Raw genomic sequence first — 17,900 nt, forward strand, 5'->3', positions numbered from 1 at the left:
CGACATCATGAGATATGAGGTGGTTTCGTTTCCGTCGGCGAACAAAGATTCGCTTAGTTGAATTTTTGGCATTATATATGTTTTTGTTTTGAACTTCGACGACTACAAAAGAACGAATGGCGCATCGATCAGGAGAAAGGACGTGCGTGAGATCCGGGGATCACGGAGGCCGGCAAAAGGACCGGAGCAAGGAGGGGGCCGCCGTCGATCTTCGGAAGAGAGGGGAAGACGGAGAGATGGCCCTAAAAAAAGTGGAGGGTTCTATCTCGTCCTCCATACCGCGACGGCGACGAGGAGGAGGAGGATCGCCCCGCCGACGACGAGCAGCATCGTGGGGAAGGGCGTCGGGGTATCGGCCGGCGTCGGGCCTGCGGGCGGCGACGTCACGAATGTCTCGACGGTCTCCGCCGCTGCGGCGGGCGTCATCACCGGGGTCGAGACCGCGGAGGGTTCGCCGCCGATCGCAAAGAGGAAGAAGCCCGGACTCCTGGCCGAAAAGTGCCGGGAGGTCTCGTCCTCCCCGTCGACGCTGGTCGGGAGAGGCTGCCACCCGTCGTCGTCGTAGCGGTACAGCGCCACGTCGGCGGGTTCGAGGCCGTGCTCCTCGAGCCATGTCTTCGGGACGCCGAAGGAGACGACGATCTCCTCGATCGCGTCCTCGGTCGTGTGGTAGAGCGTCACCTCGTCGTACTCGTAGACCGTGCCCGCGGGTGCGTCGACGCCTGAGGGCCGACCGGTCTTCTTGATGGTGATCATGACCTTCGGGATATCTTCTCCGGCGGTCACCCTGACCTCGTAGATGCCCGTGCCCTTCATCTTCATGGAGGCGCTCTCTCCGGCCGGGATCGACCCGGTCGACCCTGCCGAGATGGGTGAATGGCCGCTGTTGGATTCAGAGGACGGAGTGGTCGGGGGTGCGTGGACGGTAACGGTCCCGGTGGTGATGGTGGTAAACGCGCCGGTGCTGACGGTGAGGACGAGCGGGTAGGTGCCGGCGTTCTCGTAGGTGACGCTCCGGTTGATCTCGGCCGGACTTGCGCCCTCGACCGTCCGGCCGTCGCCGAGGTCGAGGTGCCATCTCTCAGGCATCCCATCGCCGCTGACATTGATGCCGAGGGTGAAGGGGGCGTTGCCTTCGACGGCCGAGAGGTGGAGGGAGGGTGCGGGCATGCCGACGGTGAGGTTCACGGTGCGGACGAGGGTGACGAGGTCGCTCCCCTCGCCCCACGCCGCCGTCAGGGTGGCGGTGTACCGCCCGGCCTTCTCGTAGGTGTGAGACGGCCAGTAGCACGGGCTCGATTCGTTGTCGTCGCCGAAGGTCCAGGTGAGGCGGTCGGGTGCGGGGTCGGTGAACCCGGTGTCGAAGGTGACGTTGAGGGGTGCGAGGCCCTGCCGGGGTATCGCGTAGCCCTGGATCTCGACCTCGCCGACCTCGACGATCACCCGTTCGGTCGCACCGGCCGGGATGTTGACCGTTGCCCGTCCGTAGGTCGTCGCCCCGACGATCTCGACGGTGTGGTTGCCGGTCGGGAGGAAGAAGGCATCCGAAGGCGGGGTGGGTGCGGCGGCGGCCCTCGCCATCGCACGGGGTGCGGGGGCGGGGAAGTGGTCGGCGGTGCGGGTGGTGTTTGTGCCGTCGATATGCACGAACCCGCCGTGAGCGGAGGCGCGGACGAGCACGGTGCCGCGGTCCCCGCCGGTCGCGAGCGGGAGGGCGTCGGTGCCGAGGCCGGGGATGGTCGACGGCTGGTCGCAGATGCCGTCGCAGTCGATGTCAGGCCCCCATTCGGAGATGTTCTGGGCGGGATCGGTGAGCCAGAGGTTGCCGCCGAGGAACGGCCCGCCCGCGATGTTCGTGCCGCGGGTGCGGGTGGCGTTGAGGGCGCCGGTGGAGTTTTCTGCAAAGATGTTGGCGGGGTTCTCGAAGCGGCAGTCGGCGACGAAGGTGTCGTTGCACCAGGAGAGATGGGTTCCGCCGCCGACGGGTGCGTCGTTCCCGGCGAACACCGTCCTCTCCACCGAGAGGTTGTCGACCGCCCTGGCAGAGAGCGCACCGCCGCATCCGTCTGCCGCGTTCCCGGTGAAGGTGCAGTCGGCGATGGCGAAGTGCTGTAAGGGAACTTTGCTGGATCCGCAATGCCCGGTGACGTTGATCGCACCGCCCGCATGGGCGGCGCGGTTGCCGGTGAAGGCGGAGGCGTTGAGCGTGGCGTCATCGCACTGATAGAAGTATGCACCGCCGCCGTCGTCCGCACTGTTCCCGTCAAAGGAGAGGTCGGTGAGCATGGCGGCATCGCAGTCCACCAAGTATGCTCCGCCGCCGAACTTCTCCGCGGTGTTGTTGACGAAGGTGGCGCCGGCGAGCACGGCCGCGGGGAGGGCGGCGCGATAAGATCCCGCAAAGTATGCGCCGCCGCCGAATCCTGCGGAGTTGTCGGTGAAGGCGGTGCCGGTGAGCGTGGCGCAGGAGCCTTCGGCAATGTAAAAGCGTGCGCCGCCGCCCTGGTTGGCGGCGGTGTTGTCGGTGAAGGCGGTGCCGGCGAGCGTGACGGGTCCATGTGAATATAAGAAGTCCGCCCCGCCGCCGCAACTGGAGGCGCGGTTGCCGGTGACGGTGGTGTCGGTGAGCACGGAGTCGTTGCAGAAGAGGAACTGTACCCCCCCGCCGAATCGTGCGGCGTTGTCGGTGAAGGCGGTGTCGGCGAGCACGGTGTCGTTGCAGGAGAGGAACCGTGCCCCGCCGCCGTACCTGGTGGCGTTGTTCCCGGTGAACGCCGTCCTCTCGACCAGGAGGTCGTCGACGTACCCGGCGGAGAGCGCACCGCCGCCTGCCCCTGTCCCGTTCACCGTGTTCCCGGCGAAGGTGCAGTCGGCGATGGTGAGGCGCTTCAGATGGTCTGTTTCACTGCCGGTGGCGTTGATCCCGGCGCCCAGGCCTTCGTCGTCGTCCAGGCAGTTGCCCGAGATGTCGAGGCCGCGGAAGGTGGCGTTGTTTGCGGTGACGGTGAAGGCCGGTGCGGTGTGGTTGGTGCTGGTGATGAGCGGTTTGACGGGCGAGCCTTCCCACTGTCGGATGGTTACGTCGGAGGCGTTGATGACGATCCCGCCCTCGTACGCGTGGCCGGCCACGCCCCAGATGTGGACGGTGTCGCCCTCGCCGATCTCGGGGATCTCCTGGAGACTGCTGAAGTTCCCGCTGATCGTCGAGACGTACCAGTCTATCGGGTGTGTGCTCTCCATGAGGTCGAACGTGAGGGGGTCGTTCTCGCCGGCGGTGACGTTGATGTTCTGCTCACAGGTGAAGAAACCCTCCTTGTGCACGGAAACCGTGTGCTCCCCGACGGGGAGGTAGAAGGCGCCGCCCGCGGTGCGGGTGGTGTTCGCGCCGTCGACGGAGACGAAGGCATCGGCGGGCGTGGCGTTGATCACCACGGTGCCGCGGTCGAGGTCGTAGATCAACGGGAGTTCGTCGGTGCCGAGGTCCGTGCTCAGCGTTCCGTCGCAGATGCCGTCGAAGTCGGCGTCCTTACCGCACTCCGAGATGTTCTGCGCGGGGTCGTTCAGCCAGAGGTTGCCGCCGAGGTACGGCCCGCCGGCGATGTTGGTGCCGGAGGCGTAGGTGCTGTTGAGGACGGCGGTGGAACCGCGTGCATGGATGTTGGTGGGGTTGTCGAGGCGGCAGTTGGTGATGGTGGCACCCGTGCAGCCTCCGAAGCCTGCCCCGCCGCCGGAGGCTGCAGTGTTGTCGGTGAAGGTGGTGCCGGTGAGTGTGGCGCCGGTGCAGAACTCGAAGTCTGCTCCGCCGCCGTAGTCGCCTGCGGTGTTTGCGGTGAAGGTGGTGCCGGTGAGCGTGGCGGCAGTGCAGAACTCGAAGATTGCACCGCCGCCGTCGGAGGATGCGGTGTTGCCGGTGAAGGCCGTTCCCTCGACCAGGAGGGCGTCGACGTATTCGGCAGAGAGCGCACCGCCGTCTGTGTTCGTCCCGTTCACGGCGTTGTCGGCGAAGGTGCAGTTCGTTATGGTGAGGCGCTGTAAGGGGTTTCCTGAAGTCCCGACGGCGTTGATCGCGGCGCCGTTTGTATCGTTCAACGTGTTCCGTGAGATGTCGAGGTCGAGGAAGGTGGCGTTGTCGGCGGTGACGGTGAAGGCCGACGCGCCGGAGGTGCTGGTGATGAGCGGTTGCACCGGCGAACCCTCCCACCGCTTGACCGTCACGTCCGGTTTGTCGATGACGACCCCGCTGTCGTACGCGTGGCCTTCGACGCCCCAGACATGGACGGTGTCGCCCGTGCCGATCTCGGGGATCGCGGAGATGGTGGTGTAGTTGCCGCTGATCGTCGAGACGTACCAGTTCATCGGGTGGTCGATCTTCGTGAGGGTGAGGTCGAGGGGGTCGTTCTCGCCGGGGACGACGGTGATTGTCTGCTCACCGGGGAAGTAGCCCGCCTTGTGCACCGAAATCGTGTGGTTCCCGACCGGGAGGTAGAAGGGGTTGTCCGCGGTGCGGGTGGTGTTGGTGCCGTTGATGAAGACGAAGGCGTCGGCGGGCGTGGCGTTGATCACCACCGTGCCGCCGCCGTGCATCAGCGGGAGGTGATCGGTGCCGAAGACTCCGCCACCTCTACAATTGATCTTCAGCGGTTGGTCGCAGATGCCGTCGAAGTCGGCGTCAGCAGCCCACTCTGAGATGTTCTGCGCGGGGTCCTGGAGCCAGAGGTTGCCGCCGAGGTACGGCCCGCCCGCGATGTTCGTGCCAGACGTGCGGGTGGTGTTGAGGGTGGCGCAGAAGGAGTCCATTGCATAGATGTTGGTCGGGTTGTCGAAGCGGCAGTTGGTGAGCGTGGCGTCATCGGAGTAGTAGAAGTATGCCCCGCCGCCGTATCGTGCGTTGTTGCCGCTGAAGGTGGTGCCGGTGAGCGTGGCGGCATGGCACTCCATGAAGTATGCCCCGCCGCCGTATCGTGCGTTGTTGCCGCTGAAGGTGGTGCCGGTGAGCGTGGCGTCATCGCATCCCTGGAACCATGCCCCGCCGCCGCTGTCCCTTGCGGTGTTGCCGGTGAAGGTGGTGCCGGTGAGCGTGGCGGCATCGCAACCGGAGAACCATGCCCCGCCACCGCCCCAGACCGCGCTGTTGCCGGTGAACGCCGTCCCCTCCACCAGGAGGGCGTCGACGTATTCGGCAGAGAGCGCACCGCCCCATGTCTCCCTCCCGGTCATCTTGTTCCCGGCAAAGGTGCAGTTCGTTATGGTGAGGCGCTTCAGGTGGTTTCCTTTTCCTGAAGACCCGGTGGCGTTGATCCCGGCGCCGCGGCTTTGATAATAGTTCAGGTGGTTGTCGGAGATGTTGAGGTCGAGGAAGGTGGCGTTGTCGGCGGTGACGGTGAAGGCCGACGTGGTGTTGTCGGCACTGGTGATGAGCGGTTGCACCGGCGAACCCTCCCACCGTTTCACGGTCACGTTCGGTTTGTCGATGACGAACCCGCCGTCGTACGTATGCCCGGCCACGCCCCAGATATGGATGGTGTCGCCCGCGCCGAGGTCGGGGATCTTGGAGATGTTCGTGTAGTTGCCGCTGATCGTCGAGACGTACCAGTCCATCGGGTGGATGATCTCTCTGAGGTTGAGGTCGAGGGTTTTGTTCTCGCCGGCGGTGACGGTGATCGTCTCTTCACCGGGGAGGTAGCCCGCCTTGTGCACCGAAATCATGTGCTCCCCGACCGGGAGGTAGAAGGCATTGCCCGCGGTGCGGGAGGTGTTGGTGCCGTCGACGGAGACGAAGGCGTCGGCGGGGGTGGCGTTGATCTGCACGGTGCCTCGGTCGAGGTCGTAGATCAATGGGAGGTGGTCGGTGCCGAAGTTCGTGAGAGTCAGGTTCTCGTCGCAGATGCCGTCATAGTCGGCGTCCGCACCGCACTCAGAGATGTTCTGTTCTGGATCAGTCAGCCAGAGGTTGCCGCCGAGGTACGGCCCGCCGGCGATGTTGGTGCCGCGCTGGTAGGTACCGTTGAGGACGGCGCCGGGGGAGGAATCTGCATGGATGTTGGTGGGGTTGTCGAGGCGGCAGTCGGTGACGGTAGCGTTCTGAGAGTTCCTGAAACTTGCGCCGCCGCCGTCAGTTGCGGTGTTGCCGGTGAAGGCGGTGGCGGTGACGGTGGCGTTCGGCGACTCATAGAAGAATGCGCCGCCGCCGTACTGGCGTGCACGGTTGTCGGTGAAGGTGGCGTTGGCGACCGAGGGGTCTGGCGAAATCCAGAAGCAGAGGCCGCCGCTGTCGGTCCCTGCGGTGTTGCCGGTGAAGGTGGTGCCGGCGACCGCGGGGCCGGGTGATCGATAGAAGAATGCGCCGCCGCCGTACACCGTGGCGTTGTTGCCGGTGAAGGTGGTGGCGGCGAGCGTGGCGTCATTGCATTCCTCGAACCGTGCGCCCCCGCCGCCCCAGACCGCGGTGTTGTTGGTGAACCCGGTTCCCTCGACCAGGAGGTGGTCGACGTACCGGGCATGGAGGGCGCCGCCGCATGCGGAGGTCCCGTTCGCGGCGTTGTCGGCGAAGGTGCAGTTCGTTATGGTGAGGCGCTCCAGGTGGTTTCCTGAATCCCCGGTGGCGTTGATCGCGGCGCCGTTGCCGTCCACCCGGTTCCGCGAGATGTTGAGGTCACGGAAGGTGGCGTTGTCCGCGGTGACGGTGAAGGCCGGTGCGGTCTGCGAGATGTTGGTGATGAGCGGGCGGGCGGGCGAACCTTCCCACCGTTTGACCATCACGTTCGATGCGTTGATGACGACCCCGCTATCGTACGCGTGGCCTTCGACGCCCCAGATATGGATGGTGTCGCCGGTGCCGATCTCAGGGATGGCGGAGATGGTGGTGACGTTCAGGTCGCCGCCGAACTTTGAAACATACCAGTCCATCGGGTGGATGATCTTCGTGAGGGTGAGGTCGAGGGGGTCGTTCTCGTCGGGGGCGACGGTGATCCGCTTCTCGCCGGTGAAGAACCCCTCCTTGTGCACCGTGACCGTGTGGTTCCCGACCGGGAGGTAGAAGGGGTTGTCCGCGGTGCGGGTGGTGTTGGTGCCGTCGACGTAGACGAAGGCGCCGTCGGCGGCGGGGGTGGCGTTGATCTGCACCGTGCCGCCGTATATGAGCGGGAGGTGGTCGGTGCCGAAGGCGCCGAGGGACAGCGGTTGGTCGCAGATGCCGTCGAAGTCGGCGTCCGCAGCCCACTCTGAGATGTTCTGCGCGGGATCCTGGAGCCAGAGGTTGCCGCCGAGGAAGGGCCCGCCGGCGATGTTGGTGCCGGGGGTGCGGGTGGTGTTGAGGGCGGCGGCGGAGGACATCATTGTTGCATGGATGTTGGTGGGGTTGTCGAAGCGGCAGTTGGTGATGTTGACGTTCATGGAATAGTAGTAGAAGAATGCGCCGCCGCCTTCGTAAGTTGCGGTGTTGCCGGTGAAGGTGTTGCCGGTGAGCGTGGCGCGCTTGCACTCCCCGAAGTATGCCCCGCCGCCGCCTTCGTCTGCGGTGTTGCCGGTGAAGGTGGTGTTGGTGAGCGTGGCGTGATGGCAAACATTAAAGTATGCCCCGCCGCCTTCGTTTGCGGTGTTGGCGGTGAAGGTGGTGCCGGTGAGCGTGGCGGCATAGCAGCCGTGGAATAATGCCCCGCCGCCGCCGTATGTTGCGGTGTTGCCGGTGAAGGTGGTGCCGGTGAGCGTGGCGCCAGTGCAAACACTGAAGTATGCCCCGCCGCCGTAGTCTGCGCTGTTGCCGGTGAACGCCGTCCCCTCGATCAGGATGTTGTCGACGTCCTGGGCAGAGAGCGCACCGCCGCTTGCTCCCTTCCCGGTCACCGTGTTCCCGGCAAAGGTGCAGTTCGTTATGGTGAGGCGCTGTAAGTAGCGTCTTGGAGTCCCGGTGGCGTTGATCCCGGCGCCGCCCTTACCGTTCAACTGGTTGTCGGAGATGTTGAGGTCGAGGAAGGTGGCGTTGTCGGCGGTGACGGTGAAGGCCGACGCGCCGGAGGTGCTGGTGATGAGCGGTTGCACCGGCGAACCCTCCCACCGTTTCACCGTCACGTTCGGTTTGTCGATGACGAACCCCCCCTCGTACGTATGCCCCTCCACGCCCCGGATGTGGATGGTGTCGCCCGCGTCGAGATCGGTGATATCCAGGAGACTGGAGACGTTCCCGGTGCCGGTCTTGGAGACGTACCAGTCCCTGGGGTGACCGGAACCGTCGCCGTCCGCCAGGACGACCGCCGCCGGCGCGGGTGCGGCGGCGACGTTGATATCGACCGAAGAAGTGTTCGCGACCGACGCGCTCTCGTTGACGGCGGTGAGGCCGACGACGTGGGTGCCGGGTTCGAAGAACGTGTGATTGAAGGTCGATTCGTTCCCGACCGCCGCGACACCGTCGACCGTCCAGTTCCAGAGATCGACCGCGAGGCCCTGCACCGCAGCGGTGAACCTGACCGTCAGCGGCACCGTGCCGGCGGGCGGATCGGCGGCGAGCGAGAGGTTGAGCGCCGGAACGGTGGCGTTCGTGATGTTCGAAGGCGGTTCGAGTGGCGCCGTGGTTTCAGACGGGCCCGCGCCATCCTCGCCGCCGGCGACCGGCAGGACGAGACAGAACAGGACCGCCAGTAAAACGATGAAAAGAGCTGCATTTTTTCGGAAGGGGGGCATTTTGTTCATTTCAAGGCCTCCTCGGGAATCGAACGCCAGCATCATCTCTCAGGAGACAAAGGCGTTCCCGTCGGGGGGTTCGGATTCTCGCGATTGAATTTTAGATATTATATATGTTTTTGTTTTGAACTCGATTGGCCGCGGCGGACCGAAAAAAAGATCGATTCTTTGAGGATCGGGTAAAATTGATCCCGGTATCCGGGGGCGTCCGGATTGAGAATGCACTGGACCGAACAGAGGAAGACCTACCGGTGTCCGATAGCACACCGTCACACAGATTCGGGGGGAAGAAGAAAAAAATAGGCTGTGTGGAATTTTTCATGAGGGGAAAGCACGCCTCAAGCATACGGAATGAAAATATCATCTCAGAGAATGAGGAGCGAATCGAAGTCGAGCATCATGCCGCCCCCCGGTGCGAGACGACGGAAAAGATTCTGCAATTGAGGGCGGCACATCCGATCATCACGCCATTCTCACACCACACGCGCCGGCGACTCCGCCCGCCGACCCTGCCCCGAAAGATCCGCCCCGCAAGCAGAGGGACGACCATGAAAACTATCGAGTCGGCCCCCGCGACCTTTTGATCTCGGCCCGCCGGAAAAATTTCGACGCCCCCGACCACCCCATTGAAAAACTACTTTGGCTCTCAACACGCACCTGACTCCTCATGAACACCCGCCCCTCACCGGGCGGCGAGAGGGATAGAGGTGAAAGAGGTAACCAGCAGTTATGATGCACAGGCAGTCGAGGCCTCTGCCCGGAAATTCTGGCAGGAACACGACACCTACCACACCGTCAAGGAACTCAGGCAGAACAGCAAACCGTTCTTCTTCGTGGACGGCCCGCCCTACACCACCGGGCACATCCACCTCGGCACCGCGTGGAACAAGATCATCAAAGACGCCATCCTCAGACAGAAGCGGATGAGCGGATTGAACGTCATCGAGCGTGCCGGCTACGACATGCACGGCCTCCCCATCGAAGTGCAGGTCGAGCACGAACTCGGGTTCACCTCGAAGAAAGACATCGAAGCCTACGGCATCGACAAGTTCATCGAACACTGCCGGGAGTACGCCCTCGTCAAGATGGAGGAGATGTCGGACCAGTTCAGGGAACTCGGCATCTGGCTCGACTTCGACCACCCCTACCAGACCCTCAAGAAAGAATACATCGAAGCCGCCTGGTGGACGCTCAAAGAGGCCGAGAAGAACGGGAAACTCGAACGCGGCTCCCGCGTCGTGAACTGGTGCCCCCGGTGCGAGACGGCGATCGCCGACTCCGAAGTCGAATACGACGACGCCGTCGACCCCTCGATCTTCGTCAAGTTCCCGGTCAAAGGCGCCGAGAACGAATACCTCGTCATCTGGACCACCACGCCCTGGACCCTGCCGGCGAACGTCGCCATCGCCGTCCACCCCGAGATCACCTACGCCCTCGTCGCCGCCCGCAAAGACGGCCGCGAGGATAAACTCTGGATCGCAAAAGACCTCGTCGAGAACGTACTCAAGAAAGGCAAATACCAGGAGTTCGACCTCCTCAAGACCATGCCCGGCACCGACCTCGTCGGCACCGAATACGAATCCCCGCTCGTCGGGCAGGTACCCCTCCAGGCCGAGATCCCGCACCGCGTCGTCCTCGCCGACTACGTCGCCCTCGAAAACACCGGGCTCGTCCACACCGCACCCGGCCACGGGTGGGACGACTTCCTCACCGGCATGCGCGAAGGCCTCCCCATCTTCTGCCCCGTCGACGGCAGCGGCCGGTACACCAAGAAGGCCGGCACCTTCGAAGGCCTCTACGTCAAAGACCCGGAGACCAACCAGCAGGTGCTCGACGCCCTCGGCGACCACCTCCTCCACAAAGGGAAGATCACCCACCGCTACGGCCACTGCTGGCGGTGCAAGACCCCGATCATCTACCGCGCCACCGAACAGTGGTTCATCAAAGTCTCGGAAATACGCGACGAACTCCTCGCCGAGACCGAGAAGGTCGACTGGTACCCCGACTGGGCGGGCAGCGCCAGGTTCCACGACTGGGTCGAAGGGGCCCGCGACTGGTGCGTCTCCCGCCAGCGGTACTGGGGCATCCCGATCCCGGTCTGGCAGTGCGACACCTGCGACCGGCGCGAGGTCTACGGCACCGTCGAAGAACTCGAAACCGCAAGCGGCCGGTCGGTCAAAGACCCGCACCGCCCGTACGTCGACGAGGTCACCGTCCCGTGTTCCTGCGGCGGCACCATGCACCGCGTCTCCGACATCTTCGACGTCTGGTTCGACTCCGGGGTCGCCTCCTGGGCCACCCTCGGCTTCCCGGCACAGCGCGAGGAGTTCGACAAATACTGGCCGGCCGACTTCATCACCGAAGGCCAGGACCAGACCCGCGGCTGGTTCTACTCGCAACTCGGCGCCTCGATGGTCGCCTTCGGCCGCTCGCCGTATAAGTCGGTGCTCATGCACGGCTTCGCCCTCGACGCCGAAGGACGCAAGATGTCCAAGAGCCAGGGCAACGTCGTCGTCCCGTCCGAAGTGATCGAGAAGGCCGGCGTCGACGTCCTCCGTCTCTACGTCCTCTGGGCCAACGCACCCTGGGACGACATGAAGTTCAACTGGGACGGGGTCAAGACCGTCAACCGGGCGCTCAACATCCTCTGGAACGTCTACCGCTTCCCGCTGCCGTACATGACCCTCGACCGCTTCGCCCCCGCCGTCGCCGCCGACGGCGCCTGGGACGAGACGAGCGTGAAGACGCTCCTCGACGGCATGCCCGACGAAGACCGCTGGATCCTCTCGCGCATCAACACCCTCTGCACAGAGATCGGCGAGGACTTCGAGGAGTACAACCTCCACAAGATCACGAGGGCGCTCGTCACCTTCGTGCTCGAAGACCTCTCCCGCTGGTACCTCCAGATCGTGCGCCCGCGGATGTGGCTCGAAGAGGACGCACCCGAAAAACGGTGCGCCTACGAGACGGTCTACTACGTGCTCCGCAGACTCGCGCAACTCCTCGCGCCCTTCACCCCGCACCTCACCGAAGCGATCTATCAGAACCTGCGGTGCGAGGGCGACCCCGAGAGCGTGCACATGCTCGACTGGCCCGAGGCCGACGCCGACCTCGTCGACGAAGACCTCGAAAACGCGATGGCCGTCGTGCAGCACTTCGACGACGCCACCGCCACCGCGAGACAGGACGGCAAACGCAAACTCCGCTGGCCGGTCGCCGAGGTGACCGTCGCCACGAGTGCCGAAGAGGTCAAGGCGGCCGTCATCAGGCTCAACGACCTCTGCACCTCGCGGGCGAACGCGAAGAAAGTCGCGGTCGTCGGCGAACACTGGGAGAAGATCGGGTGGCAGGCCGAACCGGTGATGCGTGCCATCGGCCCGAAGTTCGGACGCGACGGTCCGAAGGTGAAGGCGGCGATCGAGGCGGCCGACGGGAACGCCCTGAAGGCCGCCCTCGCCGAGGCGGGCACCGCCGCGCTCGGCGAGATCGAGGTGACCCCCGAGATGGTCACGTTCACCGAGGCCATGCCCGAAGGAATTTTTTCCGCCGCAATGGACGGCGCCACCGTCTACGTCGACGTCAACCTCACGCCCGAGATCGAGGCCGAAGGGTTTGCCCGCGAAGTGATCCGGCGTCTCCAGGACATGCGCAAACAGCACGATCTCAAAGTGGACGACCACATCGCCGCCGAGATCGCCATCGCCGACGCGCGGATCGCCGACCTCGTCGGCACCTGGGCGGACGGGATCGCCGGCGAAGTGCGGGCCGCCGCACTGGAGATCCGTGACGGCGCCGCGCTCACGGGCGAATGGGCGTTCACCGCCGAGTGGGAGGTCGAAGGCGTCGCGATGACGATGGGCCTCTCACTCGCCGACGAGTGAACTGAGATACCGGCGCCCTTCGGGTGCCGAAAAAAGCGGCAGGTCTTCGTCGGCGACGACACATCGGCGTTCGACGACGACCCGCTCCCCGGTTACCGGGTTCATCCCCTCTTTTGTATAGTGCCCGTGCTTCACCAGCGTGCCCCGCCGCTGCCACGCGGGCGTCTCCGCGAGGTTCACGCCGCGCGCGAACATCAGGTCGTGCATCCCGGCGGCGTTCAACCCCTTCAGCCGTGCGGCGACCTCGCGGGGCCCGAGTCCTTCGCCGAGGAGCGCGGCCTGGCAGTAGGCGTTGATATGGTTGCGCCACGCCTCGGCCTGGCGCATACGAAGGTACTCCAGGGCGTACGCCGGCGTCGCCGGGATCACGCGGCTGTCGAAGGCGACCGGGTCATCGAGGCCCGCCTCAAGGGTGAAGGCGCTCGCCGCATACGAGGCCGCGACCGAGTCGAGTTTCTCGACCCGACCGCCGAAGGGGAGGGCGGCGAAGTAGAGACTGATCTCGTCTGAGAACGTGTAGGCAAAGAGCGGGTTCAACCCGCCGTCCGCGAGGAGACGCCGGCACGTCCCGACCATCGCCGCGTGAAACCGCGCATCGAAGGGTTTCTCGCAGGTGCGGGTCAGGGCATGGAAAGCCCGGCCGTCGAGACGGAGGAGGACCGGAGGATAGATGGCAAGATTTGAAAAAATCTCGTGGGTGTCCATGTTCTCGCGCCGGACACCGTCGTTTAGAGCTTCTTCTCTCCGCCGGCCTTCCTGAACGCGCTGGAAATGTGGCGGATGATGATGATGTCGCCGATGGTCTTGATGACCCGGTACGGGATCAGGTAGCCGCGGTGGCCCTTGGGATCCGCGATATCGGTGTTGAGGTTGCCGACGGCGAGGGATTCGATCTTCTTGCCGTCGATATCGAGGAGGACATCGTCGACGTCTCCCACGTAGACCGCCTTCTCGGTGTAGACATTCATCCCGAAGAGCTGTGTGACCTGTGTCTTCATCGCTATCGGTTCAAGGTATAGACTATAAACATTAAAAATACTATCATTCGCCATGAACGGATCCCTCAAGATCGGGCATCTATTCGGGATTCCCATCTATCTTCACTGGACATTCCTGCTGGTCATCCCCCTCTTCGCATGGATCATCGGCAGCCAGATCGTGCTCACGACCGAGTTGCTGGCCGACCTCTTCGGGCTCGAGATCACGATGACCCTCTACCTCCAGGGGTGGATGCCCTACATCCTGGGGACGCTGGTGGTGCTCGGGCTTTTTGCGGGGGTGCTGGTCCACGAACTGGCGCATTCGCTGGTGGCGAAGTCGAAGGGGCTCAAGATCCATTCGATCACGCTCCTCATCTTCGGCGGGGTGGCCTCGATGGAGGAGGAGATGCCCGACCCGAAGGTCGAACTCCCGATGGCCCTGGTCGGGCCGCTGACGAGCGGGGCGATCGGCGGGATCTTTCTGGCGATCACCTATGCGGTGGCGGCGGCCGCGGGAGTGGGCGGCCTGGATCCGGCGGTGGCCGGGGTGCTCGTCTTCTTCTTCGGATACCTGGCGCTCCTCAACATCATTCTCTTCCTCTTCAACCTGCTCCCCGCGTTCCCGATGGACGGGGGCCGGGTGCTGCGGGCGTGGCTGGCGAAGAAGATGCCCCTGCACCAGGCGACGAAGATCGCCGCGGATGTGGGCCGGGGTTTCGCGGTCTTCTTCGGGATCTTCGGGTTCCTGGTGCTCAGCCCGATCCTGGTCATCATCGCCTTTTTCATTTATATCGGGGCGAACCAGGAGGCGACGATGGTCCGCTACAACTTCCTGCTCAGGGATGTGCTGGTCAAAGACGTGATGACCGCCCCGGTGACGACGGTGAGCCCGGACCGGCCGGTGATGGAGGTGGTGCAGATGATGTACGAGACCAAGCACCTGGGGTTCCCGGTGATGGACCGGGGGGTGGTGATCGGGATGGTGACGCTCGGCGACGTGCATGCGGCGCCGCCGATCGACCGCGAGGCGATGCAGGTGCGCGACCTGATGTCGAGGGAGGTGGTGATGCTCAAGCCGTCGTCGCCGCTGACCGAGGCGATGCGGATCATGTCGCGGACCGGGATCGGGCGCATACCGGTGATGGAGGAGGGGGAGTTGGTCGGGATCGTGACCAGGACCGATGTGCTCACGACGCTGGAGATCAAGGAGGCGTAGAGGGGAGAACTTTGTTGAAATCCTCAATTCCTCTCCTCATGACAGGGAGGGTGATGGAAACAAGCACCTCGCTGCCCCTCGACTATCTTCGCCGTGGGGGGGACGACCGGAGGGAGTCGAGAAGATCTCTGATCTTCGAGTCCGGGGGGTCTCCCCCCGGCGCGAGACGGCCGCATACTTCTCATGAGGATTGAAGCAGACGGCGAGCACGCGATCCAAATTAGATGACCCTCACCTGATCCGAATTCAGCGATCCCCGGCCTATCGGCATTCGCCGGGGGTCCGGGGGCGGTATCCCCCGGCGCGGGGACGGCGATACACTTTCCATGAAGATATTTTTCAACAGCACGCACCGACGAGATGATCAAATCTTTTCCCTTCACTCGTCACCCCTCGACGGGGCTCATGGGGCCTGTCGGCCCCTGAGTCCCTTCTCATGAAGAGGATCATAGACGGCGGGCATGTGATCAATCAGATTTGGTCTAATTTGGGCTCTGTAGAAATCCTCTTGATAGTTCTCTTCGACGGGGGGTTGCACCCCCCGGACCCCCCGCCGCACGATAGGCGGAGGACGGCAGCACTCACTTTATGATCATCTATTATGCCTTCCCGCTCCTATCTTCCTCCCGGGGGTCCGGGGGCAGAGCCCCGGCGGGAGGCTATGGGAAGGCGGATGACACGCATTCTTCCTACGATAAGTGAGGTTTTCTACAAAGCCCTAATTTGGTCTATAATGATCTCCTGCACATCGTCGTCGCGATGATCTGTGGGCATAATTCTCCCGCCCCTGGTGCTTCAGACACAGGTCTTGCGGCGATTATTTCCCGTCGCCCTCCCCCTAAGGCAGTGCGTGTTCAGGAAAAGTACACATACTGGCGCAAATCACTCGCGATAGAGAATCAACACTCCATGAAATCTTAATCTACACAAATGCGCCAGGCGCATGGGCCGCCGCCACGATGGAGAGGTTTGGCATCTGTATCATTTGGGCGGGGATTATTGTTCTTAATCTTTGTGATCATAGCGTCTAATTGCCCCTAAATGAATGAATAAGACTGTAGACAGGCATATATATAGCAAAATTATATTCCAGATTGAGGATACCAACAGTGGTATTCTAAAAGGGTTGGAAACCTCAAATCAAATGTTAAATCCAACCTTTGTATCGCCCGGAGGCTATAGTGCTTCTGGTTATCATTGTAAATAACTATACTGCCTTGTGGCTTCCACGTGATCGTAATGCTGAGGAAAAAACATGAAAAAGGCAATTGGTCTTGGAGTTGCTTTTGCTGTGCTTATGATAATGGCACTTGCACCGGCAACGACAGCGTATAAGTTTTCTGCGAACGAAACCCAACTTCAAATTATAAATGATCTTCAGGGTCAAGACATAACTAAAGGAGAACTCTACGAAATACTTCAGCCGGAACTTGTGGAAGGTCTGTCTGAGGAAAGACAAAAGCTTCTTTATGAGACAAAAGTAAATTGGCCAGACTATTCAAAAGTATACGCATCTTCTCAGGGGGATTCAGAAAGTACGAACGTAAAGGAGACAATCATAATTAATACAAATGATGTTGATTCTGACCCTACTCCAGCCATTTTAATGCGTCACCTTTCTGATATCACAGCGTCTGGAAGAGAATTAGAGGGTCGTTCTGAATCTTGGGTGGTATTTCCACCATATCTCAAGATGCCAACAGGTGAGATCACATCAGCAGTCTGTAAATTAGATGAGGGTGGAGAGACTGGTACAGTGCTTGCATATGAAACAGAAGGTGCTGAAGACACTTACAATTTAAAAGCAGAAGTTAGCGTAACTGTGTCTGAACCAGGGGAATATTTCTGTCATGGTGAACACTATTTTACCGCTCCAGTAGGTTTTACTCCACCTGTAGTACAAGGACCAACAGCTTCAGATCTAGTTACTGTTAGATGACAAAATTTACAAAATTTCTTTCTTGAGTGAGGAAAAAAATGAACCCGACTACGCCTGGTGCATCCTATCTTCATCTGATGATACGAACACTCACCCATCCTGCCGGGGCTTTTCAGGAGGTGAGAGCGATGAGTGCAGGGGCGGTCCTTGTATACGGCCTCGGGATCGTCCTCTTCAACCTGCTCATGACCGTCCTTCTCGCGATGACGAGCGGGTTCACCCCCGAACTTCTCCTGCCGGTGGCGGTCTCGTCGATTCTGGTCGTCTGTCTCGGGGGGTTCTGGCTCCATCTCTTTGTCTATGGGCTGGGCGGGCGGAGCGGGGTCGGCACCACCTTCAAGGTGGTCATCCTTGGGCTGACCCCGACGGCGCTCCTCGGATGGATCCCGGGCGTCGCCCTCGTCGGGTTCCTCTGGTCTTTTGTCATTCTCTATTTCGGGCTCCAGGAACTCCAGGAGTTCTCGAAAGGGGAGGCGGCCCTGGCGCTTGTCCTGGTCTTTGGCATCCCTCTCCTTGTCCTCGCCGTCCTTGCCGTAACCCCAGGCTTCTCGGTCTTCTGGCTTGCGCCAGGAAGAATCACCTGGGTGTAGGGAGGTTTGAGGGAGACCAGGTGGCGGTCGGAAACCCCCTGATAAATCGCCTCTGCGATGGGGACCGCGGGCCTTGCGGCCCCTGGTCCCCCTCATCATGAAGATTGGTCGTGGGCGGCACACACCCCGATCAAAACTGACGGTCCCTACCTGATCCACTGCTCTGCCATCCACGTCTATCGCCATTCGCCGGGGGTCCGGGGGCGGCACGTCCCCCGGCGTGAGACGGCGACACACTTCTCATGAAGACCCGTACGAGAGAGCACGCACTCAATCAAAACTGACGGCCCCCCTCTGATCCACCAACAAGAGATCCCCCCTATCGCCCTCACGGGGGTCTGGTCCGTACCCTGCGGTATGACGTATGAAGAACACAGGAAAGCACTTCCCCACCCTTTGCAGTCTCAGGAGAGGCGAGGATAAGGTCGGCCCCCTCCATTCTCACCTGAGAAGAGAATTCCAACAGAATCGAATTAAAGGGCTCTGTAGAAAACCTCACCTATTGTGGGGGGGATGTGTGTCGCCCGCCTTCCCCCCTCTTCGGCCGGGGGCGCTGCCCCCGGACCCCCGGGATGAAGATAGTGCCAGGAAGGCACAATCAATCGCCATGAAGATCGT

General features: G+C 62.4%; 7 protein-coding genes. 4 read left to right on the top strand and 3 right to left on the bottom strand.

Features of this window, described 5'->3' with window-relative positions; all coding sequences use genetic code 11:
* Positions 1–261: 261 nt before the first annotated feature.
* Positions 262–8,685, bottom strand: a complete 8,424-nt coding sequence (locus RJ40_RS05565) for a NosD domain-containing protein (RefSeq protein ID WP_265582361.1) — start codon at positions 8,683–8,685, stop codon at positions 262–264.
* Positions 8,686–9,383: 698 nt separating this feature from the next.
* On the opposite strand from RJ40_RS05565, the gene ileS reads away from it, so the two are divergent.
* On the top strand, positions 9,384–12,557 hold the full coding sequence (gene ileS, locus RJ40_RS05570) for an isoleucine--tRNA ligase (RefSeq protein ID WP_265582362.1): 3,174 nt from the start codon (positions 9,384–9,386) through the stop codon (positions 12,555–12,557).
* On the opposite strand, the gene RJ40_RS05575 is transcribed toward ileS, so the two are convergent.
* Both RJ40_RS05575 and RJ40_RS05580 read right to left on the bottom strand, forming a co-directional pair.
* Positions 12,540–13,262 carry a tRNA(His) guanylyltransferase Thg1 family protein gene (locus RJ40_RS05575; RefSeq protein ID WP_265582363.1) on the bottom strand — a complete coding sequence of 241 codons (723 nt, stop codon included), beginning with the start codon at positions 13,260–13,262 and terminating at the stop codon, positions 12,540–12,542. The two genes, ileS and RJ40_RS05575, sit on opposite strands and share 18 nt — an antisense overlap.
* Before the next feature lie 23 nt (positions 13,263–13,285).
* Complete coding sequence (locus RJ40_RS05580; RefSeq protein WP_265582364.1) at positions 13,286–13,555, bottom strand: PRC-barrel domain-containing protein; 270 nt, start codon at positions 13,553–13,555, stop codon at positions 13,286–13,288.
* Positions 13,556–13,607: 52 nt separating this feature from the next.
* Between RJ40_RS05580 and RJ40_RS05585 the strand changes: the two genes are divergently transcribed.
* The 3 genes from RJ40_RS05585 (at position 13,608) to RJ40_RS05595 (ending at position 17,282) form a co-directional block, all read left to right on the top strand.
* Positions 13,608–14,753: a CBS domain-containing protein gene (locus RJ40_RS05585; RefSeq protein WP_265582365.1), complete on the top strand. Its 1,146-nt coding sequence runs from the start codon at positions 13,608–13,610 to the stop codon at positions 14,751–14,753.
* Between the two features lie 1,255 nt (positions 14,754–16,008).
* Positions 16,009–16,692 (top strand): hypothetical protein, encoded by a 684-nt coding sequence (locus tag RJ40_RS05590; RefSeq protein ID WP_265582366.1) that lies wholly within the window; start codon positions 16,009–16,011, stop codon positions 16,690–16,692.
* A gap of 77 nt (positions 16,693–16,769) precedes the next feature.
* Entirely contained in the window at positions 16,770–17,282 is a 513-nt protein-coding gene (locus tag RJ40_RS05595) for a YIP1 family protein (RefSeq protein WP_265582615.1), read from the top strand.
* Positions 17,283–17,900 lie beyond the last annotated feature (618 nt).

It is taken from the genome of Methanofollis aquaemaris (genome assembly GCF_017357525.1).
Lineage (GTDB): Archaea > Halobacteriota > Methanomicrobia > Methanomicrobiales > Methanofollaceae > Methanofollis > Methanofollis aquaemaris.